This is a genomic window from Paraburkholderia sp. D15 (genome assembly GCF_029910215.1).
GTDB lineage: Bacteria > Pseudomonadota > Gammaproteobacteria > Burkholderiales > Burkholderiaceae > Paraburkholderia.
In genome coordinates, this window is record NZ_CP110395.1 from 3724741 (window position 1) to 3749489 (window position 24749).

The 24749-nt window shown below is 63.2% G+C and carries 22 protein-coding genes, 1 tRNA gene and 1 pseudogene; 12 read left to right on the top strand and 12 right to left on the bottom strand.

All coding sequences use genetic code 11. The features are described from left to right. The first annotated feature begins 88 nt into the window (after positions 1–88). The 5 genes from LFL96_RS16115 (at position 89) to LFL96_RS16135 (ending at position 4045) form a co-directional block, all read left to right on the top strand. Positions 89–283 carry a zinc-finger domain-containing protein gene (locus tag LFL96_RS16115; protein WP_035548391.1) on the top strand — a complete coding sequence of 65 codons (195 nt, stop codon included), beginning with the start codon at positions 89–91 and terminating at the stop codon, positions 281–283. Positions 284–547: 264 nt separating this feature from the next. Continuing rightward, a complete protein-coding gene (gene waaF, locus LFL96_RS16120) occupies positions 548–1573 on the top strand; it encodes a lipopolysaccharide heptosyltransferase II (RefSeq protein ID WP_280996191.1) in 1026 nt (341 codons plus the stop codon). Positions 1574–1770: 197 nt separating this feature from the next. Next, positions 1771–2217 (top strand): nuclear transport factor 2 family protein, encoded by a 447-nt coding sequence (locus LFL96_RS16125; RefSeq protein WP_280996192.1) that lies wholly within the window; start codon positions 1771–1773, stop codon positions 2215–2217. 93 nt (positions 2218–2310) lie between these two features. Further along, on the top strand, positions 2311–3414 hold the full coding sequence (locus LFL96_RS16130; RefSeq protein ID WP_280996193.1) for an alpha/beta fold hydrolase: 1104 nt from the start codon (positions 2311–2313) through the stop codon (positions 3412–3414). After that, a complete protein-coding gene (locus tag LFL96_RS16135; protein WP_280996194.1) occupies positions 3407–4045 on the top strand; it encodes a DUF2946 family protein in 639 nt (212 codons plus the stop codon). The genes LFL96_RS16130 and LFL96_RS16135 overlap by 8 nt, the downstream gene beginning before the upstream one ends. On the opposite strand, the gene LFL96_RS16140 is transcribed toward LFL96_RS16135, so the two are convergent. Next, the gene (locus LFL96_RS16140; RefSeq protein ID WP_280996195.1) at positions 4042–5874 is read right to left on the bottom strand and encodes a M48 family metalloprotease; all 1833 of its coding nucleotides are present in this window, start codon (positions 5872–5874) and stop codon (positions 4042–4044) included. The two genes, LFL96_RS16135 and LFL96_RS16140, sit on opposite strands and share 4 nt — an antisense overlap. A 188-nt stretch (positions 5875–6062) precedes the next feature. On the opposite strand from LFL96_RS16140, the gene moaC reads away from it, so the two are divergent. Beyond that, the gene (gene moaC, locus LFL96_RS16145; RefSeq protein WP_280996196.1) at positions 6063–6542 is read left to right on the top strand and encodes a cyclic pyranopterin monophosphate synthase MoaC; all 480 of its coding nucleotides are present in this window, start codon (positions 6063–6065) and stop codon (positions 6540–6542) included. 108 nt (positions 6543–6650) lie between these two features. Here moaC and LFL96_RS16150 read toward each other — a convergent pair whose 3' ends face one another. From LFL96_RS16150 to recA, 10 genes are all read right to left on the bottom strand, one after another. Beyond that, the gene (locus LFL96_RS16150; RefSeq protein WP_280996197.1) at positions 6651–7259 is read right to left on the bottom strand and encodes an SHOCT domain-containing protein; all 609 of its coding nucleotides are present in this window, start codon (positions 7257–7259) and stop codon (positions 6651–6653) included. 343 nt (positions 7260–7602) lie between these two features. Then, entirely contained in the window at positions 7603–7995 is a 393-nt protein-coding gene (locus LFL96_RS16155; protein WP_280996198.1) for a lysozyme inhibitor LprI family protein, read from the bottom strand. Positions 7996–8143: 148 nt separating this feature from the next. Further along, positions 8144–9928: a Wzy polymerase domain-containing protein gene (locus LFL96_RS16160; RefSeq protein WP_280996199.1), complete on the bottom strand. Its 1785-nt coding sequence runs from the start codon at positions 9926–9928 to the stop codon at positions 8144–8146. Positions 9929–10085: 157 nt separating this feature from the next. Beyond that, a complete protein-coding gene (locus LFL96_RS16165) occupies positions 10086–10715 on the bottom strand; it encodes a pilin (protein ID WP_280996200.1) in 630 nt (209 codons plus the stop codon). Between the two features lie 168 nt (positions 10716–10883). Next, complete coding sequence (locus LFL96_RS16170; RefSeq protein ID WP_280996201.1) at positions 10884–11588, bottom strand: TerC family protein; 705 nt, start codon at positions 11586–11588, stop codon at positions 10884–10886. A 144-nt stretch (positions 11589–11732) separates the two neighbouring features. Next, positions 11733–12614 carry a succinate--CoA ligase subunit alpha gene (gene sucD / locus LFL96_RS16175; RefSeq protein ID WP_042321144.1) on the bottom strand — a complete coding sequence of 294 codons (882 nt, stop codon included), beginning with the start codon at positions 12612–12614 and terminating at the stop codon, positions 11733–11735. Between the two features lie 169 nt (positions 12615–12783). Continuing rightward, positions 12784–13953 (bottom strand): ADP-forming succinate--CoA ligase subunit beta, encoded by a 1170-nt coding sequence (sucC, locus tag LFL96_RS16180; RefSeq protein ID WP_280996202.1) that lies wholly within the window; start codon positions 13951–13953, stop codon positions 12784–12786. Beyond that, positions 13950–14690 carry a DUF2889 domain-containing protein gene (locus LFL96_RS16185; protein WP_280996203.1) on the bottom strand — a complete coding sequence of 247 codons (741 nt, stop codon included), beginning with the start codon at positions 14688–14690 and terminating at the stop codon, positions 13950–13952. The genes sucC and LFL96_RS16185 overlap by 4 nt, the downstream gene beginning before the upstream one ends. Before the next feature lie 267 nt (positions 14691–14957). Next, positions 14958–15710: a recombination regulator RecX gene (gene recX, locus LFL96_RS16190; RefSeq protein WP_280996204.1), complete on the bottom strand. Its 753-nt coding sequence runs from the start codon at positions 15708–15710 to the stop codon at positions 14958–14960. Between the two features lie 7 nt (positions 15711–15717). After that, positions 15718–16797 carry a recombinase RecA gene (gene recA, locus LFL96_RS16195; RefSeq protein ID WP_280996205.1) on the bottom strand — a complete coding sequence of 360 codons (1080 nt, stop codon included), beginning with the start codon at positions 16795–16797 and terminating at the stop codon, positions 15718–15720. Positions 16798–17026: 229 nt separating this feature from the next. Here recA and LFL96_RS16200 point away from each other — a divergent pair, with 229 nt between their 5' ends. The 6 genes and pseudogenes from LFL96_RS16200 (at position 17027) to LFL96_RS16220 (ending at position 22244) form a co-directional block, all read left to right on the top strand. Beyond that, positions 17027–17827, top strand: coding sequence for a response regulator transcription factor (locus LFL96_RS16200; RefSeq protein ID WP_280996206.1), 801 nt, complete (start codon positions 17027–17029; stop codon positions 17825–17827). A 9-nt stretch (positions 17828–17836) separates the two neighbouring features. Continuing rightward, the gene (locus LFL96_RS16205) at positions 17837–19375 is read left to right on the top strand and encodes a sensor histidine kinase (RefSeq protein ID WP_280996207.1); all 1539 of its coding nucleotides are present in this window, start codon (positions 17837–17839) and stop codon (positions 19373–19375) included. Between the two features lie 226 nt (positions 19376–19601). Further along, positions 19602–21260: an MFS transporter gene (locus LFL96_RS16210; protein ID WP_280996208.1), complete on the top strand. Its 1659-nt coding sequence runs from the start codon at positions 19602–19604 to the stop codon at positions 21258–21260. 104 nt (positions 21261–21364) lie between these two features. Further along, positions 21365–21441 (top strand) — tRNA-Met (locus LFL96_RS16215). 85 nt (positions 21442–21526) lie between these two features. Further along, a pseudogene (locus LFL96_RS37075) lies at positions 21527–21634 on the top strand (integrase); the annotation flags it as partial. 172 nt (positions 21635–21806) lie between these two features. Next, on the top strand, positions 21807–22244 hold the full coding sequence (locus LFL96_RS16220) for a hypothetical protein (RefSeq protein WP_280996209.1): 438 nt from the start codon (positions 21807–21809) through the stop codon (positions 22242–22244). A gap of 286 nt (positions 22245–22530) precedes the next feature. Here the strand turns inward: LFL96_RS16220 and LFL96_RS16225 are convergent, their stop codons facing one another. After that, positions 22531–24747 (bottom strand): alpha-ketoglutarate-dependent dioxygenase AlkB, encoded by a 2217-nt coding sequence (locus tag LFL96_RS16225; RefSeq protein ID WP_280996210.1) that lies wholly within the window; start codon positions 24745–24747, stop codon positions 22531–22533. Positions 24748–24749 lie beyond the last annotated feature (2 nt).

Sequence of the window (24749 nt, forward strand, 5' to 3'; positions counted from 1 at the left end):
GCCGCGCCGCGGGCGCGCCTCGCCGGTTCCGGCGGACGCGAACCCTCGCGGCGCGACGCACGCCCCCTGCATACAACGAGAACGTCCCATGAGCGAAATCAAGGAAATGCCGCTGGTCGAACTGTCGGCGAAAGATCTGCCCGCTTACTGCCCGAACCCGGCCATGCCGCGCTGGAGCGCGCATCCGCGCGTTTTCATCGACGTCACGCATGGCGAAGCGCGTTGCCCGTATTGCAGCACGCGATACAAGCTGCGCGACGGCGAAGTGGTCCGGGGTCATTGAACCCGTTCCGCTGAACGCCGATCGCTTGCGGTGTCGTCCGCCGGCGCGCCTTGAAGGTCGCATAGCCGCCTGGCACGCCGAGCGGCAACGTGCCGCCGGCAACGAGGCGCTACGGCAGACTCACCGCGACATGGCCGCAACCGCGGCGCCCCCGGCCTCGCCGGCAGGGCGTCCCGCGGCTGGCGGCCCTTCCCTTTTGAACCACCCGAACGCCACGCGCACGCCGCGCGCGGCGTTTCGTTTCGACACCGGACACTCACTCTGATGCGTCGCGCGTTGGTTATCGCACCGAACTGGATCGGTGACGCATTGATGGCGCAGCCGCTGTTTGCGCGCCTCGTGAAATTGCATCCGCGCATCGTCATCGACGCGGTCGCGCCCTCGTGGGTCGCGCCCGTGCTCGAACGCATGCCGGAAATCCGCGACGTCTACGCCACCGACCTCGCGCACGGCAAGCTGCAGATGCTGCGCCGCTGGCAACTGGCGAGCGATCTGCGCGACGTCGGCTACGACGCGGCCTACGTGCTGCCGAATTCGCTGAAGTCCGCGCTGATTCCGTGGCTGGCGGGCGTGCCGTTGCGCATCGGCTATACCGGCGAAAGCCGCTACGGGCTGCTCAACGTGCGCCACGCGAATCCGCGCAAGGACGAGCGTCCGCCGATGGTCGGCCACTACGCCGCGCTCGCCTACGCGCCCGGCGCCAAGATCCCCGACGACCTGCCGATGCCGCGCCTCGACACGGACCTGAACGAAGCGTCGCGCGTATCGGCGCGCTTCAATCTGGACACCCGCGTGCCGCTGCTGGTGTTCTGTCCGGGCGCCGAGTACGGTCCCGCCAAGCGCTGGCCGCCCGAACATTTCGCCGCGCTCGCGCAGATGGTCGGCCAGTCGTTCCCGTACACGCAGATCGTCGCGCTGGGCTCGCCGAAAGACGCGCCGCTCGCCCAGGCGATCGCCGAACGGGCGCCGAACGTGCGCAACCTGTGCGGGCAGACCGCGCTGGGCGAAGCCTGCGCGCTGATCTCGCGGGCCAACGCGGTCGTCACCAACGACTCCGGGCTGATGCACGTGGCCGCCGCGCTGCGCCGTCCGCTGGTGGCCGTGTACGGCTCGACCGATCCGCGCCATACGCCGCCCTTGTCCGAGCTCGCAAAGGTACAATGGCTTCACCTCGAATGCAGCCCCTGTTTTGAGCGCGAGTGTCCGCTCGGCCACCTGAACTGCCTGAAGCAGTTGAGCGCCGAGCAGGTGTTCAGCGATTTGCGCGGCATGTTGCTCACGCAACGCTGATCCGGTTGACACTCGCACGCAACACCGCACGCCCCTGAGCGCGTCGCGTCATGTTCGCGCCTTGCAGCGCGGGCAAGCTCGCAAGAGCACGTCCCTCGGGACGTCCGGCGCTCGGGTCGATGGTCCGGTGCTTCGCCGGATCGTCCCGTTGAACGCTGCCCCGCAACCGCGCGCCGCGCACTAGAGACTGACGAGCCATGCCACGTTTTGCCCATATCTTCGAAGCCGCCGCCGATACCCTGAACGCCTACTATCAGGCCGTCGCCGAGGTCAATATCGACAGCTTGATGGGCCTGTGGATCGACGAGGAGTTCGTGAGCTGCATCTGCGCGGACGGCTCGCACCTGCACGGCCTGGACAGCATTCGCGCCGGCCTGCAGATCCAGCTTGAAACCGCCCCGGTGTCGATCGAACCGCTCGACATCCGCGTGTACGACAGTCTCGGCACCGTGGTGTACGCAATCGCCGAGGCGCACCGCCCAGCCGATCCGAAAGCCACGCCCACCATGGTGTTCACGACCTACGTGATGGTTCACGAGCGCGGCGAGTGGCGCATCGCGCACATTCACGCGAGCCCCATGCCGAACGAGGCCGCCAGCCAGTTCGCCACCAAGATGCGGCACGGCCAGGGGTCGCTGCACTGACGTGCGGCGCAGTTTCTCCTTTCCACTTTTCAAGCCGGTATGAGCACGACTCGTCGCCCTGTTCCAACGCCCGAGGGAGCGTCCTCGCAGGAGTTGGACAGCGCGCGAGACGATGCCGCGCCTGCCGGGGCCATCGAGCGGGTTGCGGCGGCCGTCGAGGCGGGCATCGAATCGCTGTACCGCGCACCGCTGTGGCTGCCGAACCGGCATGCGCAGACCATCGTTCCGTCGCTGTTCGCGCGCCGCCCTGCCGTGACGCTGCGGCGCGAGCGCTGGGATACGCCGGACGGCGATTTCATCGATCTCGACTGGGTCGTGCATGACCGGCCGCCATCGGCCGAACGCACCGCCAACGTTTCTGCCGGCGCATCGTCTTCGCACCACCCCGCCGCCGATGCCCCGCTGCTCGTGCTGTTCCACGGTCTGGAAGGCAGCTCGGCCTCGCACTACGCGATGTCGCTGATGGCCGCCACCCGCGAGCACGGCTGGCACGGCGTGGTGCCGCACTTTCGTACGTGCGGCGGCGAATTGAACCGCCTGCCGCGCTTCTATCACCTCGCGGACAGCACCGAGGTCGACTGGATCCTGCGGCGTTTGCGCGCCGCGCATCGCGGGCCGATCGTGGCGGCGGGCGTGTCGCTCGGCGGTAATGTGCTGCTGCGCTGGCTCGGCGAGCAGCGTGACGAAGCCGGCTCGGTGATCGCCGCGGCCGCCGCGATTTCCACGCCGATCGACGTGCATGCGGGCGGCCGCGCCTTGTCGCAAGGCTTCGGTCTCGTCTACGCGCGCAGCTTTCTGAAAACGCTCAAGCAGAAGGCCGCGCAGAAGCTGATCCAGTATCCCGGTCTGTACGACCGCGACGCGATGCTCGCGAGCCGCACCATGTACGAGTTCGACAATATCGTCACCGCGCCGCTGCACGGCTTTCGCAATACCGAGGACTACTGGAGCCAGGCGACCACGCGCCCGCTACTGCCGCATATCCGCGTGCCGACGCTGGTGCTGAACGCGCGCAACGATCCGTTCCTGCCGGCCGAGGCGCTGCCTTCGCGGCACGAGGTGTCGGCGGCGGTGCAACTCGAACAACCGGAGCACGGCGGTCACGCCGGCTTCATGACCGGGCCGTTTCCGGGCCGTATCGACTGGCTGTCGCGGCGCGTGTTCGGCTATCTGGAGCAGCACGTCGATCATGGATGACATCGTCAAACAGGCGCTGGCCAAGTGGCCGAACGTGCCGAGCTGCACCGGCTGGCTGATGCTCGACCGGCGCGGCAACTGGCGGATGCGCGACGAGGCCGCGCAGGCGAGCGGCGCGCCGGGCACCGCGATCCGGCACGAGGCGCTGCTGGGGTTCATCAATCGCAATTACGCGGTCGACGAGCAGGGGCAGTGGTATTTCCAGAACGGTCCGCAACGGGTGTATGTGGAGCTGGGTTATACGCCGTGGGTGGTGAGGTTTGCGAGCGGTGACGGTCGTGATGGCCATGCCGCTTCCGTGATCGATGCCGAGGCCAAGGCTGCGGCTACCGCTCGACTCGTGCTGCACGATCAAGCCGGCCAGGCGTTCGAACCCACCGCGGTGTACATTGACGAAGACGGCGGCATCCTGTTCGCCGATGCATCGACGCCGCCGCGAATCGCCGTGCTGCACGATCACGATCTGGACACGTTCGCCGATCACGCCGAACTCGCCGACGATTCGATGAGCGGCGAGTTTCGCTGGAACGACAGCGTGGTGTTGCCGCTGCAGGCGGTACGACGCGCCGAGGTACCCACGCGATTCGGCTTCGTGGCCAGTCCCGCCGCGAAGGCCGGCGCCCCCAGCTAACTCTTCTCGTCCAGCCGCTCTTCCTTATAGCGGCTTTCCATTTCGTGCAGTCGCGCGTCCACGGTCGCGAGGTCGTAGTAGCCGATCGTCTTCAGATCGCGCGCATCCTTCAGTTGCCGGATCGCCGACGGCCACGCCCCTTCCAGCGCGAACTTCTCCGCCATCGCGCGATGCTGCGTCAACGCATCGCCGCTCCCCGCGCTGGCCTGCGCGAGATACAGCCACCACGCGGGCTGGTCCGGCATCGCACGGGTTTCCTTTTGCGCCAATAACTGCGCATCGGCAAATCGCCGCAACGTCAGCAAGGTGCGGATGTGCATGTCGATCGCGGCATTCGACTGCGGCCAGCGCTGCTGCGCGAACGCCGCAAGCCGCAGCGCTTCGTCGTCGCGGCCGGCGCGACGGGCGATGTCGGCGGCCAGCACGTCGAGGCTCGGCGAACTGCGCGCCGCTTCACCCTCGCGCTGCTCGCCCGCGACGAAGGCTGCGAGACACTGCGCCAGCGAAGCCGACGCATCGTCATAGCGCTCCAGCAGCATCTGCCCGTAGGCGATGCCATACCAGTTCGCCGCGACGTTGACGGCGGTGCGGTCCTCGATTTCGGAACGCAGCCGCGACACTTCGTCGGTGTACTCGCTGCTCGAACGTTCCTGCAACAGACGCGCACGCGCGCGCACGAAGCCGTACTCGGGCGCTTGATGCGGCTGCCGGTACGGCGCGCGGCGCGCGCGGTCCTCCATGTCGGCGATCCGCTCGCCCGTCAGCGGGTGCGTGCGCGCGTACGCGGGAATGCCGGTGTCGCTCATCGACGCGCGGTCGAGCCGGCCGAAGAACGTGGTCATCGCATACGGGTCGTAGCCGGCGCCGGCCAGCAGCAGAAAGCCGACGCGGTCCGCTTCGTGTTCGGCGGAGCGCGAGAAGCGCAACTGGTTGTCGACCGCATACGCCTGGCCGCCGATCGCGATCGCGCTGCCGAGGTCGCCGCTATGCGCGAGCACGCCCGCCAGCACGCCGAACAGCACCCCGGCGAGCGCGGCGTAGCTGCTGTGCTCGCCGGTCGTGATCATCCGCGAGATGTGGCGTTGCAGGACGTGGCCCATCTCGTGGCCGAGCACCGACGCGAGTTCTGACTCGGTCTGCGTCGTCACGATCAGGCCAGTGTTCACGCCGATGAAACCACCGGGCAACGAGAACGCATTGATCTGCGGGTCACGCACCGCGAACAGATCGAAGTCGGGGCGATAGCCGCCGAGGTAGAGCGCGTTGGCCGCCGCGGCGAGCTTCGCAGCGACCGAATTGAGGTAGTCGCGTACCAGCCAGTCGTCGAGATAATCGGGATCGCGGCGCAGTTCGCGCATCACGCGCTCGCCGAGTTTGCGCTCGGCTTGCGGCGTCAACGAACTCGACCCGCCGTTGCCGAGATCGGGCAACTGCTGCGTGACGAGCGGCGCGCGCCACCCGGTGGCGACGCCGGACTGCCCGGAAAAGCGGCTCTGCGCGCCGCCATACACGCCGAATACGCCTTGCACGATGTCGGGCGGGATGATCGGGTCGGCGTAGATGTCGGTTGCGCCGCTGACGAGAGGCGGCTCGGCGGGCTGCGTGTTGAGCGCGGACAGATTGGCGGCGCCGGCGGACGTGCCGAGTGAAATGCCGGTAGATGCGTTGGAAGAAGCGTTGGAAGAAGCGCCGGATGAAACGGCAGACGGAGCGTTGGCTAGCATGTCGGCCGACGCGCCGGATGAACTGCCGCGCGATTGCGCGAACGCCCCCGGCTGCACGACCAGCGCGACGGATAACAACGCAGCAGGAAACCGTTTCGAACGCATCGCGAGATGGGCAGGAGAGCGGGCGAAAAACGAAGAACGAAACACGGGCGAAACACGGAGGCGGCACGCGCCGCACGGAATAAGATAGCGGGCAGCACAGGGCAATTGTAATCATTCGACGCGCACCGGCGGGCATTCTTGTGCATCCGCGCCGCTGCTATGATAGGCGCCCTCTGAAGGAGCCCAACATGCCAGAACTCACACATTTCGACGCAGCCGGTCAGGCGCATATGGTGGACGTCGGCGGCAAGCAGGAGACAAAGCGCATCGCGCTCGCGCGCGGTTCGATCCGCATGCTGCCGGACACATTCGCGCTGATCCGCGACGGCAACGCCAAAAAGGGCGACGTGATCGGCATCGCACGAATCGCCGCGATCCAGGGCGCGAAACGTACCGCCGATCTGATCCCGCTATGTCATCCGCTCGCACTGACCCGCGTGAAGGTGGATTTCGAACTCGACGAGGTGCTGCCCGGCGTGCATTGCTCGGTCCAGGTCGAAACGCTCGGACGCACGGGCGTGGAGATGGAAGCGCTGACCGCCGTGCAGGTGGGTCTGCTGACCGTGTACGACATGTGCAAGGCGGTGGATCGCGGCATGACCATCACCGATGTGAAGGTGATGGAGAAGCATGGCGGGAAGTCGGGGGATTGGGTGGCGCAGGGTTAAGTCGCTGCTTTGTAAAAGCGAATCTGGCGATTTGACGAGTTTCCTCGCGGCACCAGTTCGCAACTTAACCACTACAAAGCTGCACCTCACCGAATCACATGAAACGCATCAAAACTGGCTAATTACTCGGGCTTTGATCGTTTCGAATTCGGAGTCACTTATCAGTCCCGCGTCGAGCATCGACTTTGCTTTTTTCAGGCGCTCAGTCGGGTCTTCGTTCGCCGTTGAAGACGCCCCGTCCGCGCCAACCGAGCCCTGAAATCCGCCAGACTTTGCCCTTAGTTCTTCCAGTTCACGAAGGCGTCTTTTTTCGCGCCAAGCTTGTTCCTGCGTCTGGCAAATACGATAGACAGCTTGCGCTTCTGCTTTACGGAGACCGGTAAACTCGAAGGGACGAACCGAGCCATTAATGGCGAGGTCTGGCATCGTCAGAGCCGTTACCCGCAGTGTGCTACCAAAAATACCCGCCTTGATGTGCGCAGACTTGATGTCCTGCCACCGAAGATCAACCGGGGTAAATCCACCGATCAGACCACGGCTAACGCCAATCAACCGGCCCGTAGTGGCAGCGACAATTGAACGACGATGCAGCAATGCAAAGAGTCTGCGCTGCACAGCCGTTGTTTGGATTTTCTCACCCGCGACAAGCATTGAATCCAGCGGCTCGAATACTCTTTCAAGTCCCGCTTCACGCGGCACAACCTGCTCTTGATTCATCTGTGCTCCCCGTTAGTCTATGTATTGATTTGACAACCCGTACCGATGATCGGGCATGCGGATAGTTTATCTTGATCTCAGCGTTCGGGATCGGTCGCATTTCGGCATACACCGCGCCTGCAAGCTGGACACACCGTCATTTCAAAAGCTTTGAATCTAAAAGCGCCGCCGCAATCACCAGGATCAACCGTTTGCCGGTCCATGAATTCCCTGCCGAACGGGGTTATATCTTCCGCGAAAGTCTTCGCTTCTTATGCGCAGCTTCTATAAAAAAATGTCTGTCTGTGAGCGTATTGAGATCGCCGCCATCCTTCACCATTCCAATGACGTGCGAATCGCCGGACTATGCGCTGGCTTGAGTTGCAGGTGCTGCCGCTACTGAACTGATGTCAATCGATTGGACGCACTCCGCATGGACGCCTGACACGACAGGTGCGTCGCAAACATCATCCACGCGCTTGCGGTACAGATCGACCAGGCACTTGTCGTTCGTACACTTGTTGCGTTGCGCGATCCATGCACGTTGCTCCTTCTTCAACGACGCGCCGCCGTCGCCCAGGTCAGTCGCCAACATTGCGTTGTAGTTTCCTGTCAGGGCATCGTCCAGTTTTCCAAGCAGCGGATTGGCGCAAATTGCCTTCTCCACGAAGGTCGATGCCTTCTTGCAGTCGAAGGATGCAGCGTGCGCCAGCGGAGATACGATCAGCAAGGCAGCAATCAGGTGACGAAATTTCATGGACTTCCCCGGATTATCGATAGTCGAATCATAAAAACCGCGAATGAATGGCGGTTGCTTTAACGTTCTGGATCGCAGAACACATCGCCGACAGCGCCCGAATACGTGTTTCCGTGTCCGTACTCAGGCAGGTTGCATCGCTACACCCTCAATCGTCGTCGCTGTCGTCGTCCTGATTGATGTCGGCGGGCGGCAAGCCGTAGCGTTTCATCAATTCCGCCTTGAACGCGCCGAGCGTTTTCTGCTCGTCGCAAAGCTGGTACAGATAGCTCAGTTGCAGCGGCCAGTCATTGAGTTCCACCGCGAAAATCTTCAGGCGCTCGACCGTATCGAACGCCGCTGCCGTGTCGCCGCTCAGCGCCTGCAACACCGCGTAACGGCGCAGCACCGTTTCTCCCGGCAACAACGCCAGCGCCTGGCGATGCATCGCCAGCTTGTGCTGCAGGTCCATCGAATTCATCGGCAGCAGTGTCGCGAGACCATACTCGCCCCACGCCTGGAAGAGGAACGACGGGTCCGCACGATACTGCTCGGCAGGGCGCGAGCCGTAGTACAGCACTTCCGAGCGCGCATAGTCGCGATACACCGGATACAACGCGGCCAGTCCACCGAACACCACCACCGCGAACGCGCCGAACGATAGACGCGCCGGCACGAGCCGCAGCGAACGCGTGTCCAGCAAGCCGAACACGAACATGGCCGGCAGCAGGAAGAACATGTACTGCTGCGGGTATTCGACCAGAGCATGCATCGCCAGCACGCCGATCAACGCAACGCCGAATACGCGAGCCGCGCTCTGCGGCGCACGCACCACGCGGACCAGCCACGCGCCGAGGCCGAGCAGCACGATCGCGACGCCGATCAAGCCGGTTTTCGCCAGCAGGTCGATGAAGATGTCGTGCGAATTATTGGCGATCTCGACGCCGCCGAGGTTCTTCACGAACGCGAACTGATAGCTCGGAAACTCGCCCCAACCGACACCCAGCAGCGGATGGGTCTTGAACATCGTCCAGCCGTACTTCCACAGCGCGAGGCGCGGCGCGATCTGGCCGGCGTCCTTGAAGCGCTCCGCCGCCGACTGCCCAAGCTCCAGGTGATAGCGCACGTTGGCCCAGCGAATCAGCGCATTGACCACCACGAACAGCACGGCCAATGCGATCGGCACCAGCCATTGACGGTTGCTGCGGCGAAGCAGCGGCTCGCTGCGCGTCTGCGCGAACGCCATCCAGAAACCCGCCACCACGATCACGCCCATCTGCAGCCACGGCCCGCGCGACACGGTCAGCGCGAGGCCCACCGCGAAGAGGGTCGAGACAAGCAGCCAGATACTCACGGCGATACGCCGCGTCTGCACGAGGAACATCGCCGCGGCCATCGCGAACGCGATGTAGGTGGCGAGGTGGTTAGCCTGCGCCATATTGCCGAACGGCCGTCGCTCGACGGTGATGTTGTACGCCACCACGAACGGCGATACGCGCGTTTCGAGGTGGAACAACTGGATCACCTGGCAGAACACCGCGAACAACCCGCCGACGATCAACGCCTCCGCCGCCCAGCGCAGCGCCGTTTCATCGAGCTTGACGCGCGCGAAGCCGTACCCGGCATGCACCGCCATGAACGCCGCCAGCAGGTAACCGCCGCCGAGCCAGTTCATCGACGGTTGCGAGACCGGCAGCAGCACCGACTGCGACACCACCACGAGGCCGAACAGCAACGGCACCAGCGCAACCACCGGTGACGCGAACGCGACGCGCGGCTTGGCGCTCGCCACCATCAGCACGACGCCGGCGCCGGTCAACAGATAGAGCGACAGCGCCGTGAATTCGGCATAGAAGGTCGGAATCGGATACGTGTGGTTGACGACTGCATAAGGCAGCACCAACGCGAGAGCCAGCAGAATGAGAGAAAGGTAGCGCGCGAATGGGGTGGGCATCGAGTAACCGGTGGGCGTCAGCAACCGGCGCACTATACAAAAAAATCCTCCCGCTGTGCGCCGGCCCGGCCGAAATAGCTCGAAAATCAGCGTTTTACGCGCGTTCGGCCACCCGCGCGCTTATTCGCACGCGGGTCTCCCGCAGGTCAAGAGTGGATCATGAGCGGCATTCGGGTGGTGCGAGATTCGCCGCGAGCGTCGGTGCTTCGGCAGGTGCGGGGCCAGCGCCCGGTGCCGGCAGTGACGACGACGCCTTGCCCCCCGCAAAACATTCCCACGTGAGCGCGCCCGCCTGCACCGCGCTCCTGCTCAACGCGACGCGCGCGGTCGGCGCATCGGCGTTGTCCGGCACCGAAGGCACCAGCGTCAGCGTGTTCGCGCCGGCCGCCGCCACGCGCGCCGTGAAGGCGACAGTGATCTGTCCGGTGTCGTCGTCGACGTGAATGGACTCGACGTTGCGCGTGGCAGGCGGCGACGCGTAACCGCCGCCGAGCGCGCCGCCGCTCGCGGCGTTCTCCGCGACGGACAAACGGGCCGACGCCGCGAGCGCAAGCCCTTCGCCGACGCGGCTACGAGCGAGATAGTCCTGATACGCGGGAATCGCATAAGCGGCGATCACGCCGACGATCGCCAGCACGATCATCAGTTCGATCAGCGTGAAGCCGAGCGCAAGGTTCAGGCGGCGGCAAGCGCGCACGAGACGCGCGGACCAGCGCGCTCGCTCCAGCGAGAAACGCGGCGGCAGGGACGATTGGGTATAAGGCGAAAACGGCAAGGTAACGGTCATGAGCAGACTCCTGATACGAAAACGCCTGCCCCACGGATCGGGAACAGGCGTTGAAATCGTAGCGATTGAGGCTTGCCGCCGACAGTCAGCCGAATGGCTAATGTTTGGTGCGCGGTAATCTGTGCTAGGTGCTGACGCGCGTCGCCCAGACGCGCCTGCGCGAGCGGCTCAGGCGCTTGCGCGCGCGGCATTGCGCCGCTTCAGCAGGTACCCCAGGATCACGACGAACAGCGCGCCCGCCGCGCACATGCCGTACTCCGCAGCCGGCGTGTCGAGGATCGGCCACCGGTCGCCGGCCGGATCGTTGACGATCAAACCACCGGCGATCCAGCCGAGCAAGGCCGCGCCGAGCGTGACCACGACCGGAAAACGATCGAGTAGTTTCAGCACCAGCTGACTGCCCCACACGATCAGCGGAATGCTGACCACCAACCCGAAAATCACCAGTGCGAGGCGATGATCCGGATCGGCCGCTTCCGCCGCGCCCGCGATGGCGATCACGTTGTCGAGGCTCATCACCGCATCCGCGACGATGATCGTTCTGATCGCCGAGAGCAGCTTGTCGGCCGGCTTGATGTGCTCGTGCACGTCATGCGCGGGCGCCATCAGCCGCACGCCGATCCACAGCAGCAACAGCCCGCCCGCGAACTTCAGCAGCGGCACGTCGAGCAACGCGACGGCGAACGCGATCAGCGCGATGCGCAGCACGATCGCGCCGACCGTGCCCCACAGCACGCCCTGCGTGCGCTGCGACGGCGCGAGGTTGCGGCAGGCGAGCGCGATCACGACCGCGTTGTCGCCACCCAACAGAATGTCGATGACGATGATCTGAACGACAGCGCCCCAATGGAGCGTGGCAAGGAATTCGAGCATGGGCGGAAGGCCAGTCAGGTCTGGCGCACAGCCAATAAAAAAGCGGAGGAGTCTGCACTCCCCCGCTTTTTTCAAACCGTACGCTCACGAAAGGGTTCCGTAAGCGTATCAAAATTCGCGCCTCGATTGCGCGCGAATGTCGACTTACAGCATCGCCTTCAGAAGACGCGCCATTTCCGACGGGTTCTTCGTGACCTTGATGCCGCAGGCTTCCATGATTTCCAGCTTCGCTTCGGCCGTATCCGCACCGCCCGAGATCAGCGCGCCGGCGTGGCCCATGCGCTTGCCCGGAGGCGCCGTCACACCCGCGATGAAGCCAACCACCGGCTTCTTCATGTTGTCCTTGATCCACTCGGCCGCGTTGGCTTCGTCCGGACCGCCGATCTCGCCGATCATGATGACGGCGTCCGTATCCGGATCGTCGTTGAACATCTTCATCACGTCGATGTGCTTCAGACCGTTGATCGGGTCGCCGCCGATACCGACCGCCGACGACTGGCCGAGGCCGATCGCCGTCAATTGACCGACTGCTTCGTACGTCAGCGTGCCCGAACGCGACACGACGCCGATACGGCCCTTGCGGTGGATGTGACCCGGCATGATGCCGATCTTCAGTTCGTCCGGCGTGATCGTGCCCGGGCAGTTCGGTCCGAGCAGCAGCGTCTTGCTGTTCTTCGCGCGCATACGTGCCTTGAGCTCGATCATGTCACGCACAGGAATGCCTTCCGTGATGCAGATCGCCAGATCCAGGTCGGCTTCGACCGCTTCCCAGATCGCAGCGGCAGCGCCTGCCGGCGGAACGTAAATCACCGACACGGTCGCGCCCGTTTCAGCCTTGGCTTCGGCGACGCTCGCGTAGATAGGAATGCCTTCGAAATCTTCGCCGGCCTTCTTCGGGTTCACGCCTGCAACGTACGCTTCGCGGCCGTTTGCATATTCGCGGCAAGCACGCGTATGGAACTGACCGGTCTTGCCGGTAATGCCCTGCGTGATGACCTTGGTGTCTTTGTTAATCAGAATCGACATGTATTGACCTCTGTTCGTTTGGCGTCGACGTGTAGCGCGGAGTTTGCGTCGGCCGGCGGGATGTTCTCCACCGGCGCCGCTGATGCGTCACACGTGCGCCGCCATTCGTAATCCTGGTGAATGCGCGTGGCGAGCGCGTCTGTTCGAACAAACGCGCTCCGGGTCTGGCTTACGCCTTGCCCGATGCCGCCGCGACGACCTTCTGAGCCGCTTCTTCCATGCTGTCGGCCGCGATGATCGGCAGACCGGATTCGGCGAGCATCTTCTTGCCCAGGTCTTCGTTCGTGCCCTTCATGCGGACCACGAGCGGCACCTTCAGCGACACGGCCTTCGACGCCGCGATCACGCCTTCCGCGATCACGTCGCAGCGCATGATGCCGCCGAAGATGTTGACCAGGATCGCGGTCAGGTTCGGGTTCTTCAGCATGATCTTGAACGCTTCCGTGACCTTCTCGGTCGTGGCGCCACCGCCCACGTCCAGGAAGTTCGCCGGTTCGCCGCCGAACAGCTTGATGGTGTCCATGGTCGCCATGGCCAGGCCGGCGCCGTTCACCAGACAGCCGATGTTGCCGTCGAGCGAGATGTACGCGAGGTCGAACTTCGACGCTTCGACTTCAGCCGGATCTTCTTCGTCCAGATCGCGGTACGCGACGATTTCCGGATGACGGAACAGCGCGTTCGAATCGAAGTTGAACTTGGCGTCCAGCGCGATGACCTTGCCGTCGCCGGTCAGGATCAGCGGGTTGATTTCGGCCAGCGATGCGTCGGTTTCCCAGAATGCCTTGTACAGGCCTTGCAGGATCGCGCGAGCTTGCGGCAGCGAAGCGGCGGGCACGCCGATCTTCGTGGCCAGCTCGTCGGCTTCGGCGTCTTTCAGACCGGTTGCCGGGTCGACGGCGATCTTGTGGATCAGCTCGGGCGTCTTTTCCGCGACTTCCTCGACGTCCATGCCGCCTTCGCTCGATGCCATCACGACGATCTTCTGCGTAACGCGATCGATCACGAGGCCGACATACAGTTCCTTCTTGATGTCAGCGCCTTCTTCGATCAGCAGACGATTCACCTTCTGGCCTTCCGGACCGGTCTGGTGCGTGACGAGCTGCATGCCGAGGATCTGGTTCGAGTATTCACGAACCTGTTCCAGCGACTTGGCGACCTTCACGCCACCGCCCTTGCCACGGCCACCCGCGTGGATCTGAGCCTTCACGACCCAAACCGGGCCGCCGAGCTCTTCCGCGGCCTTGACCGCATCATCCACCGAAAAGACCGGCTTGCCGCGCGGTACCGCGACGCCGAATTTCCGCAGGATTTCCTTACCCTGGTACTCGTGAATCTTCATGCGTGATTCCCTTCAGTCTGAGAGTTGGATTGAACTTCGTTTCCGCTGCCGTCGTTCATGCCGGACACGTTGCCGCCCTTGCCTGTCTGGCGGACCGCTCCGTCGCCTGACGCTGCCACGCGCTCCGCGGAACGCGGTGCGTGGCCATACCAGCGCGGATAAAACTGTTGCACCGCCTCGCCGTCGAAACGCAGCGCGTGGCAGCGTCCCAGCTGGAATGGCGGTTTGTCGTTGGAATGCTCGCCTGTGCTGTTGGACGATTCGTCTCCAGAACGGGCTGCCGCGCCGCGCGCGCTGTCACCGGTGCGCCACACGTCGCCGGCGAATGCCTGAATCGCGGCGGTCGGCAAAATTGCACATAGCTCGGTGAGATGCGTGCAACCGGCCGTGCCGCCCAGCAAACGGGCAGACTCACGGCGGAAGTTATGGCGCAGATTGAGCCCGATGAGGGCACGGTAGGCGGGATTGCTGACTTCGCACTGCCCTGGATAGGGCACCCAGTCGGACGACGCTTCGGCGTCGACGACATTGAGCGAGCGATCGATGGTGATGCGAAGCCAGAGTTCATGGATCGGCTGACCATTGGGCCGGACGCCCGACGCAAGCACCACGTCGCGCGGTTTTTCGTCAGTCAAGCACGCTTCCACATCCCACAGGCCATCGGCTCGCTCATAGGCTTCCGCGCGGATTGCGCGGCGATGGCGCAACTGACGGGTTACGGGCGAGGAAAGCGGCATGCGGGAAGGAAAGGCCGGATTGGAAAACCCACGAATTTTAGCATACTGGGTATTTGGGACAGGCTGGATTGCGCAGGCCCAAGCGGCGCGCGGCTGAGCGGGTTAGGCGCTATCTCGAAGCGGTTTTTTTGACGACGATCGCGGCGGGATGCTTCGATGGCGCTCGCCGGACAGCGGCGGAACAACGCGCCGGTGACGGCCAGGCAGAGGCGCAGGGGAAAGACTTGAACGCGTTCTAACGGACGACCGTATGGCGGGTTGCCAGGATCACTCGTCGTCGAGACCCTTGAGGATTTTGCCTATCGTCGAACCCGAGAAACCTCGCGATGCCAGAAAGCGCGCCTGCTTCGCGCGTTCGGCAGGCGATTCGGGCAAGCGGCCGAATTTCTTTTCCCACACGGCCTGGGCGCGCGCGAATTCGGTCTCGCGTAATTGCGCACTGGCTTCCTCGACGAGCGTCGAATCGACCGCGTGCTGTTTCAGTTCACCGATGATGCGGCTCGCCCCCAATCGCGACGAACGACGATGAATCAGACTTTCGGCGAAACGCGAATTGGACAGCCAGTTTTCGGCTTCCAGTTGATCGAGCAGCGTATCGAGCGAATCGGTTTCCTCGACGTACGGTTTCAGCTTGCGTGCGAGTTCGGCACGGCTGTATTCACGACGGGATAAATAGCCGAGTGCTCGCCCGTTCAGGGAACGGACGGGGCGCTGGGATTTCCTGGCTTCGTCCTGATCCGGCCTTGCTTCGCCGGGTACGCGACGCGAACGGGTGTAGGTGGACTCGCCGGGTTGAGCGGCTTCGGAGGAACCGAAACCAGAAGCGGAACCGGCAGACTGGGACGGCTTGAACGACGCGCGCTGCGGGCCTCGGCCCTCGGCGCGGTCGTGCGCGTCGAACGATTCGGATGGGTCGAACGGGTCGTCGCTGCTAAAAGAATCGCTATCTGAATCACGATTAGCGCGTGGGCCGTCCGCACTGCGTCCAGCATGGGACAACGGCCGGCCCTTGCGTATCACTTGATGGTTACTCTTCTTCGTCCGCGACTTCTGCGCCGGCACCAGCGGTTACCGCTTCGGCCATGGCATTCACACCCAGCGATTCACGGATGCGGTTTTCGATCTCGCGAGCGATTTCCGGATTTTCGCGCAGGAATTCACGCGCATTGTCCTTGCCCTGACCGATACGTTCGCCGTTGTAGCTGTACCAGGCGCCGGCCTTGTCGACGATCTTGGCCGTGACGCCCAGATCGATAACTTCGCCCTGACGCGAGATACCCTCGCCGTAAAGAATGTCGAAGATCGCTTCTCGGAACGGTGGCGACACCTTGTTCTTGACGACCTTCACGCGCGTTTCGTTGCCGATCACTTCGTCGTTCTTCTTGATCGAACCGATACGGCGAATGTCCAGACGCACCGACGCGTAGAACTTCAGCGCGTTGCCGCCCGTGGTGGTTTCCGGGTTGCCGAACATCACGCCGATCTTCATGCGGATCTGGTTGATGAAGATCACCAGGCAGTTCGTGCGCTTGATCGTGCCGGTCAGCTTGCGCAGTGCTTGCGACATCAGACGCGCTTGCAGACCCGGCAGCGAGTCGCCCATTTCGCCTTCGATTTCAGCCTTCGGCACGAGTGCCGCGACCGAGTCGATCACGATCATGTCGATCGAGCCCGAACGCACCAGGGCGTCCGCGATTTCAAGCGCCTGTTCACCGGTGTCCGGCTGCGAAACCAGCAGCTCGTTCACGTTCACGCCGAGCTTGCCTGCGTACTGGATGTCCAGCGCATGTTCCGCGTCGATAAACGCTGCCGTGCCGCCGAGCTTCTGCATTTCAGCGACCACTTGCAGCGTCAGCGTGGTTTTACCCGACGATTCCGGACCATAAATTTCGACCACACGGCCACGCGGCAAACCGCCGACGCCCAGCGCGATGTCGAGGCCGAGCGATCCGGTTGAAACCACCTGGATGTCTTCGACTACCTCACCTGCGCCGAGCCGCATGACCGACCCTTTGCCGAACTGCTTTTCGATCTGCGCGAGTGCGGCAGCGAGTGCCTTGCTCTTTTCAGCAGTCAGTCCAGCCGAGCCTTTCTTGCTTTCTTCCATGAATCGTCCTTTGCTATGATGAACGGCGTCTGAGGCAGGTGTGCCGCCCGTTTTTGAAGGCAGCGCACGAAACCCAGACACTGTATAAAAAAACAGTAGTTTTGGCAAGCGCGATTCTCATGCGAACGCGCATTTTTACCGTCGCACTGCCCAACTACCCACAATAATTTTCGGAGACCGCTGTGCGCCGGGGATACCCGCGGTGCCGGCAAGGCCAGGCTGGCGCACCATGCGAATTCTGATTGCCGAAGACGACAGCATACTCGCGGACGGTCTGGTTCGATCACTCCGCCAATCGGCCTATGCCGTAGACCACGTAAAGAATGGTATAGAGGCCGACGCCGCGCTCTCCGTGCAAAGTTTCGACCTGCTGATTCTCGATCTGGGCCTGCCGCGCATGTCCGGTCTCGAAGTGCTGCGCCGCCTGCGCGCACGCAATTCCACCCTGCCCGTGCTGATCCTGACCGCCGCCGACAGCGTCGACGAACGCGTGAAGGGCCTCGACCTCGGCGCCGACGACTACATGGCCAAACCCTTCGCGCTGAACGAACTCGAAGCGCGCGTGCGCGCGCTGACCCGGCGCGGCGCGGGCGGCGGCCCGACGGTGGTGCGCCACGGCTCGCTGTCGTTCGATCAGGTCGGGCGGATCGCGTATGTCAACGAGCAGGTGATCGACCTGTCGGCGCGCGAACTCGGTCTGCTCGAGGTGCTGCTGCAACGGATCGGCCGGCTGGTTTCGAAGGAACAGCTGGTCGACCATCTGTGCGAATGGGGCGAGGAAGTCAGCAACAACGCAATCGAAGTCTACGTGCACCGGCTGCGCAAGAAGATCGAGCCGAGCGGCGTGCGCATCATCACCGTGCGCGGACTGGGCTACTGTCTGGAGAAGGCCGCGCCCGCGGCCGGCAGCCAGACACAGGCGGCATCCGAGGCCGAAGCCGGCGTCGCCGGGCCACCCGCTTCCGCCTCAGCTCCCGCCGCTCAATCCGAGCCGTCCGGCGCCATGCCGGCCAGCCACCACTTCAAGTAGAGCGCCACCATGTCCGCGCGCGAAGACCGCGCCACGGCGCACGCGGCGGATCTCGACGAGGCGCGCGACGAGCGCTACGCCAATCCGTTCGCCCCGCCGGACGAAACCGAGGCCGCCGCCGAAGCACGCCCGCGCTCGCTGTTCGGCGAAATTCTCGACTGGATGCTGGCGCCGCTGCTGCTGCTCTGGCCGATGAGCCTCGCCGTCACCTATCTGGTCGCCAAGTCGATCGCGAACGGTCCGTTCGACCGCGCGCTCGAAACGGACGCTTACGTGCTGGCGCGCCAGATTCATCCGGTGAACGGGGTGGCGGAGTTGTCGCTGCCCGATTCCACGCGCGATTTTCTGCGCACCGACAACGTGGACCGCGTGTTCTATCAGGTGCTCGGCACGCGCGGCGAACTGGTGGCCGGCGAGCGCGACATGCCGCTGCCGCACGAGGAAGACCGGCCGCAACCGGGTCTCGTCGAGTTTCGCGACGATATGTTGCGCGGCAACGACATCCGCGTGGCTTATACGACCGTGGAGTTTCCGCAGACGCCCGGCGCGCAGCCGGTGCTGGTGCAGGTCGCCGAAACGCTCGACAAACGCAGCCAGCTTGCCAACGACATCATCAAAGGTGTGATCCTGCCGCAGTTCGTGATCCTGCCGCTGGCGATCCTGCTGGTGTGGTTCGGGCTGTCGCGCGGCCTCGCGCCGCTGCATGCGCTGCAGGCGCATATCCGCGCGCGTCGGCCGGACGATCTGTCGCCGCTCGAGGCGCGACGCGCGCCGCCGGAAATCGAGCCGCTCGTCACCTCGTTCAACGATCTGTTGACGCGCCTCGAACAGAACATGGAATTGCAGAAGCGCTTTATCGCCGATGCCGCGCATCAGATGAAAACGCCGCTCGCCGGGCTGCGTACGCAGGCCGAGCTGGCGTTGCGGCAGGATGCGTCGGCGGAGGTGCATCGCTCGCTGGAGCAGATCGCCACCAGTTCCGAGCAAGCCGCGCGGCTCGTCACGCAATTGCTGGCCCTGGCGCGCGCGGAGAATCGCATGTCGGGGCAGATTTTCACGCCGGTCGAGGTGACCGAAGTGGCGCGCAGCGCGGTGCGCGACTGGGTCCAGCCCGCGCTCGCGAGGCAGATGGACCTCGGTTACGAGGCGCCCGACGACCCCGTCGACGTGAACGGCAATCCAGTGATGTTGCGCGAAATGCTGTCGAACCTGATCGACAACGCAATCCGCTATACGCCGCCGGGCGGCCGGATCACGGTACGGGTCCGGCACGACTCGACGGCGCGCCGTGTCCATCTCGAAGTCGAGGACACCGGGCTCGGGATTCCCGTTGCCGAGCGTTCGCGCGTGATCGAACGCTTTTACCGGATTCTCGGCCGCGAAGGCGACGGTAGCGGCCTGGGCCTCGCGATCGTCCGCGAGATTGCGACGATGCATGGCGGCGAGCTGACCATCGACGACAACGTCTATCAAACCTCGCCACGACTCGCCGGCACCCTCGTGCGCGTCAGTTTCGACGTGCTCGAGCGGGGACGGGACTTACCCTAAGGCCGCTGCGACGGGCAGCCGCCTCATTCGAATAATGAGATTTGGTTGCCAGATTTTTGGCGAACTTATCTGATATTTGACGACTTTTAACAGCAACCCAACCGCCCGCCACGCCCTCGAAATTCGCCCTTCCACGTCAGTACGCCGTAAGTTTCCACTCCAATAATCGGCCTCACGGGAACGCCTTACCGGCGAACCGCGTGCATATCAATATTGGAGACGACATATGGCTACCGTTGGCGGGCAAATCTCCCCCGTGCCGATGACGCGTGATGAGAAGCGGGTGATCTTCGCATCGTCGCTGGGCACGGTTTTCGAGTGGTACGACTTCTTCCTGGCCGGCTCGCTTGCGGCTTTCATCAGCAAGAGCTTCTTCTCCGGCGTCAATCCCACGGCGGCTTTCGTGTTCACGCTGCTCGGCTTCGCGGCGGGTTTCGCGGTGCGGCCGTTCGGCGCGATCGTGTTCGGCCGGCTCGGCGACATGGTCGGACGCAAGTACACGTTCCTGATCACGATTCTGATCATGGGCTTCTCGACGTTCCTGGTCGGCTTCCTGCCGGGATATGCGTCGATCGGTTTCGCTTCGCCGGTGATCTTCATCGCGATGCGGATGCTGCAGGGCCTCGCGCTCGGCGGCGAGTACGGCGGCGCGGCAACTTACGTCGCGGAACATGCGCCGGCGGGACGTCGCGGCTTCTACACCGCGTGGATTCAGGCGACCGCGACGCTCGGCCTGTTCCTGTCGCTGCTGGTGATCCTCGGCGTGCGCACGGCGATCGGCGAGGATGCGTTCAGTGCCTGGGGCTGGCGCGTGCCGTTCGTGGCATCGATCATCCTGCTGGCGGTGTCGGTATGGATCCGGATGCAACTGCATGAGTCGCCGGTGTTCGAGCGCATCAAGGCCGAGGGCAAGACCTCCAAGCAGCCGCTGACCGAAGCGTTCGCGCAGTGGAAGAACCTGAAGATCGTGATTCTCGCGCTGGTCGGGCTGACCGCCGGTCAGGCCGTGGTCTGGTACACGGGCCAGTTCTACTCGCTGTTCTTCCTGACGCAGACGGTCAAGGTGGACGGCAGCACCGCCAACATCATGATCGCCATCGCGCTGTTGATCGGCACGCCGTTCTTCCTGTTCTTCGGCTCGCTGTCGGATCGCATCGGGCGCAAGCCGATCATCATGGCCGGTTTGCTGCTCGCGGCATGCACGTACTTCCCGCTGTTCAAGGCGCTGACGCACTACACGAACCCGGCGCTGGAAGCGGCGAATGCGCGCGCACCGATCGTCGTGGTCGCCAATCCGGACGAATGCTCGTTCCAGTTCAACCCGGTGGGCACGTCGAAGTTCACGAGTTCGTGCGACATCGCGAAGAGCGCGCTGGCCAAGGCCGGTCTGAATTACGACAACGTCGCGGCGCCGGCGGGCACGCTGGCGGAGATCAAGGTCGGCGACACGGTGGTCAATACGTACGACGGCAAGGCCGCCGACGCCAAGGATCAAGGCAAGGCATTCGACAAGACCCTCGCGACGACGCTGAAGACCGCAGGCTACCCGCCGAAGGCCGATCCGTCGCAGATCAACTGGCCGATGAGCGTGGTGATCCTGACGATCCTGATGCTCTACGTGACGATGGTCTATGGGCCGATCGCGGCGATGCTGGTGGAAATGTTCCCGACGCGGATCCGCTATACGTCGATGTCGCTGCCGTATCACATCGGCAATGGCTGGTTCGGCGGCTTCCTGCCGGCGACCGCGTTCGCGATCGTCGCGGCGAAGGGCAACATCTACTCGGGGCTGTGGTACCCGATCGTGATCGCGGTGGTGACGTTCGTGATCGGCATGCTGTTCGTGCGGGAGACCAAGGACTCCGACATCTACGCGCAGGACTGACGCCGGCGATGTGTGCCGACAACTTTTCCGGATCGTTCGATTGAAAAAGTTGTGCGCCGGGGGTTGACAGCCTCCGGCGCGGTCAGCATAATCTCGCTTCTTTCGGCGAATTAGCTCAGTTGGTTAGAGCGACGGAATCATAATCCGCAGGTCCGGGGTTCGAGTCCCTGATTCGCCACCAGTTTCAACGCGAAGGCCCGCACTCTCACGAGTGTGGGCTTTTTCGTTTTGGCGCGCGGTGAGCCGCTTGGTGAGCCATATCGCGCATGCACAAGTTGCCCCATCTGATCAAAAATCGCTTCGGCGTTTATTACCTTCGGCTCGCTCGCAACGGCCAGGAGGTCAAACGGTCGCTGCGCACAAAGGACTTCCGGTATCGCGATCGAGCTGGCCAAAGGCGCCCGACGCTCGGAACTGAGCGCCGAACCTTTGCACCATGAACCTTCGACTGCGGGTTTCGTGGACTTTTTCGGCGCCCATTTTGACGACTTGGCGTCTGGCCTCGCAGACCTCCGCCAAGAAATGGCCGGGCTCCGAGCATTTCTCATGGCCGGCCAGCAGCAAGGAAACGAGTTGTCAGCAACGCGAGCGGACGACGAGACGCCCTCGCCGCCATTCGAAGCGCCAACGAGCCTGGCAGATTGGCTCATGCGAGAGACCGAGACGCGCGGCTTCCCCATGCCTGATTCGGCCGTCATCAAGGCGCGAGTGGTCGCGGCAAATCAATCCGATTTGGGTGAGATCGCGTTGGTTTTGGCGGCAGAGTTGGTCGCCGCTGATAAGTCGAAGGCGAAACCCGGCGCGGGACAAGCGTCCCGCGTGGCGTTAAGCGCAATGCCCGTTGAGGGCGGCGCGTCGGCCTTGGAGCCTAAAAGCCGCGTGTGCCTGTGGTGCCAAAACGCCGACGGGCGGTGGGATATCAAGATTCACCCGTTCGACCGCGAAGGGAAAGTCGGCAGGTTGATCGCAACAGCACGCGCATGAGACGGGCGCTATCGAGGTTTCTCGGGCGCCGAAAAGGCGTCCCGCGTATGCCCCGCGCAGCGGTGCGGCCGGTGTATAACCAATAAAAAACATCGAAACTACAGGCCAGTCAATAAAACCCGAAATACCGATTCGCTCACGGTCCGTGGCTGTCCGTTGTGTGGTGCGTCGCTGATCACGGACATTCTCAAATCTTCGTGCGTCGTTTGGTCATGCACGCGTCCATGTTCATTCGCCGAAAGACAAAACTGCCAAGGTTCGCAACTGCACAGTTAGATCGCATGAGTCAGATGGCGACCTTCCTGAAAGTGATGGACACACGGCGACCGCGAGGCACTCCGTGCTCCTTGAGGCGTGCAGGGATCTCGTGATGCCATGCGCTCCGTGCCTCACCATCGAGAACAACCGCACTGCAGCGCGCAAGCGATTGAACGAATTTCGCGGTCTCCCCTGCGATCTTCCGTGTGAAGATCATGTCCCAAGTTTCCAGCAAACTGATGGTGACGACCGGGCCGCGGAAGCAATCCTTGCAATCGATGTGCTTCGAGATGCCCTGCTTACCTTCGTAGTTGTTGACGATCACCTGGTCTGGCAACTCTGGAACGACACCCGACGCGAGCAGACGTTCCGCTAAGTCCCCAGCCCATTCCGGAAGCGGGCCGAGATAGTTGGCAGGCGCAACTTGCCGTGCTCTGTAATCATAGCGCCAGCCATAATGCTGGACCCGACGCTTCATCAACTGATCCCATTCAGCGGAGTCGATGGCAGCGATTAATTGGCCTTCTTCGTCGCCATCGATGAAGTTGGGCAGCACTTTCAGGCCAAGTGGCTCACCGGCGCTCTTCACGGCCGGCTTGGATACCGGTTTGATTGCAGGCTTCTTTGGCGTGATGGCAAATGAGGCCTGCGTGGAAGAGATGCTGGGCGAAAAGGGAGCCTTATCCTGTCGGGGCAAGGTGCTCGATGGACGCGCCAGCCGACGAGAGATGCTAGCAATCGCCAGCCATTCTTTGAAGCGAGACTGATTCAGCCTGCGATCGAATGTCACGCCTTGGCTCATCGCGAACTCAACCCGGCCAGTGACCGTCAAGGCGGATTGCCTCTCCAACTCAAGAACACCGCCTCCGACAAGCTGGATCGTTGTGTTTTCCAACACAACTAGCTGGTCGAGTGAGTAAGGGCATTCTTCGAATGCGAGGGTTCGGGCTTCCAGTTGAACCGCTTGGTCTTCGAAGTCTGCTCGATACCAACTACCACGGGTTCCTAGCTTGTACTCGCCCCATGTCTGCGCGCCCGCCGTCATCACGACTACGCCTTCGTCGACTCGCCATGCCACATTGTCTGGCGTCAGCGCATGCCAAGGCCCTGAACCGTTCGTGCCAGCCTGCTGCCAAGTCTTTAAAGCCAAAAGCTTTCTGCATTCCGTGAGTCCACGAAACTGCTTGGGCAAGGCGCTATAGCCCTGCAAATAGCCAGCGAGGGTCATGCCAGTCCACCAGACCACTGGGGGGATTGCTGGCCAATCCTCGCGCCAGCTGGAAAACTTATCAGGCGACGGCCGGAGTAGTAGCAATTGAAGCGTCAAGGCAAGGAAGTCGTCGTGAGCCCCAAGGTCTTGCACGGTTCCCCTATCGTCAAGGAGCGCCCTCGTACCCTCAAAAAGTTTCGCTAGCCGAGTCTCATCCTCGCCAAGATCTCGCGCATGCTCACAAATGTCGTTTAGGATGGCCCTCGCCCGCCATTCATCCAATATTCCTGGCTGCGAGAACTTCGCAACCATGGCTCGCCAGAGCTTGGGAAGCTGATCCTGCTCCGCACTATCGACCCAGAGCGCAGTTCGCCACCAGGGCGCATGCAGCCGTTCGACGGACTCAGCGCTTGCAACACCGGAGCAAAGCAGGTCGCAGAACAATTCAACCCATGGATCAATCACAGGGACAGCGAAAGCCGCCATCGCGGCAGCGCCTCGCAATGCGTTCCAGTTCGATGGAGGCTGCCAAGGACTCTTTTCCGGCGGCGTGCTCTTCGGCGGTGCCACTTGCGAGAACGCGCCAACTTTGAACGGCTGGGAGGGAACCTCCATGTCCGCGAAGTTGCGAGCCATCGCCAAGAGCTTAGCCTTTACAGCCGCCGAACTCACGCTGAAATGGTCAACCGCAAACGCCGGCAGCGGGCCAGCCCACGATACAACGGTGTCGCTGGCCCTCAAACCGCGCAAGGTGGATTCGGTCCATGCGCCATCCCTCCACACCTTGATGGTGTTGTCCGGAAGGCTCTGGGCATCGAACCAGATGCCGACGGATGACGAGTTGCTAGAATCACTGCCACAAGCCTGCTGCGTGCCGAGCAGCAAGTGCCCTGCCGGCGGAATTATCCATTCGCTGCTGAGAAATTGCAGAAAGGCTTCTTGGTCCAAAATCAGACCAAGAAGACGCACACCGCCAGCAGCTTGCTGCTCGGGTGCGGGCGCAGATGCAAGTAGCTCCAACTGGCCGCCGGACATAG

Bases quoted from the DNA above. Each gene is read 5' to 3' on its own strand.
- sucD (WP_042321144.1), bottom strand. From the start codon at position 12,614: ATGTCGATTCTGATTAACAAAGACACCAAGGTCATCACGCAGGGCATT.
- LFL96_RS16210 (WP_280996208.1), top strand. From the start codon at position 19,602: ATGGCTACCGTTGGCGGGCAAATCTCCCCCGTGCCGATGACGCGTGAT.
- LFL96_RS16170 (WP_280996201.1), bottom strand. From the start codon at position 11,588: ATGCTCGAATTCCTTGCCACGCTCCATTGGGGCGCTGTCGTTCAGATC.
- recA (WP_280996205.1), bottom strand. From the start codon at position 16,797: ATGGAAGAAAGCAAGAAAGGCTCGGCTGGACTGACTGCTGAAAAGAGC.
- LFL96_RS16220 (WP_280996209.1), top strand. From the start codon at position 21,807: ATGGCCGGCCAGCAGCAAGGAAACGAGTTGTCAGCAACGCGAGCGGAC.
- LFL96_RS16150 (WP_280996197.1), bottom strand. From the start codon at position 7,259: ATGAATCAAGAGCAGGTTGTGCCGCGTGAAGCGGGACTTGAAAGAGTA.
- LFL96_RS16160 (WP_280996199.1), bottom strand. From the start codon at position 9,928: ATGCCCACCCCATTCGCGCGCTACCTTTCTCTCATTCTGCTGGCTCTC.
- LFL96_RS16115 (WP_035548391.1), top strand. From the start codon at position 89: ATGAGCGAAATCAAGGAAATGCCGCTGGTCGAACTGTCGGCGAAAGAT.
- sucC (WP_280996202.1), bottom strand. From the start codon at position 13,953: ATGAAGATTCACGAGTACCAGGGTAAGGAAATCCTGCGGAAATTCGGC.
- LFL96_RS16165 (WP_280996200.1), bottom strand. From the start codon at position 10,715: ATGACCGTTACCTTGCCGTTTTCGCCTTATACCCAATCGTCCCTGCCG.
- LFL96_RS16205 (WP_280996207.1), top strand. From the start codon at position 17,837: ATGTCCGCGCGCGAAGACCGCGCCACGGCGCACGCGGCGGATCTCGAC.
- LFL96_RS16125 (WP_280996192.1), top strand. From the start codon at position 1,771: ATGCCACGTTTTGCCCATATCTTCGAAGCCGCCGCCGATACCCTGAAC.
- LFL96_RS16155 (WP_280996198.1), bottom strand. From the start codon at position 7,995: ATGAAATTTCGTCACCTGATTGCTGCCTTGCTGATCGTATCTCCGCTG.
- LFL96_RS16200 (WP_280996206.1), top strand. From the start codon at position 17,027: ATGCGAATTCTGATTGCCGAAGACGACAGCATACTCGCGGACGGTCTG.
- moaC (WP_280996196.1), top strand. From the start codon at position 6,063: ATGCCAGAACTCACACATTTCGACGCAGCCGGTCAGGCGCATATGGTG.
- LFL96_RS16225 (WP_280996210.1), bottom strand. From the start codon at position 24,747: ATGTCCGGCGGCCAGTTGGAGCTACTTGCATCTGCGCCCGCACCCGAG.
- waaF (WP_280996191.1), top strand. From the start codon at position 548: ATGCGTCGCGCGTTGGTTATCGCACCGAACTGGATCGGTGACGCATTG.
- LFL96_RS16140 (WP_280996195.1), bottom strand. From the start codon at position 5,874: ATGCGTTCGAAACGGTTTCCTGCTGCGTTGTTATCCGTCGCGCTGGTC.
- LFL96_RS16135 (WP_280996194.1), top strand. From the start codon at position 3,407: ATGGATGACATCGTCAAACAGGCGCTGGCCAAGTGGCCGAACGTGCCG.
- LFL96_RS16185 (WP_280996203.1), bottom strand. From the start codon at position 14,690: ATGCCGCTTTCCTCGCCCGTAACCCGTCAGTTGCGCCATCGCCGCGCA.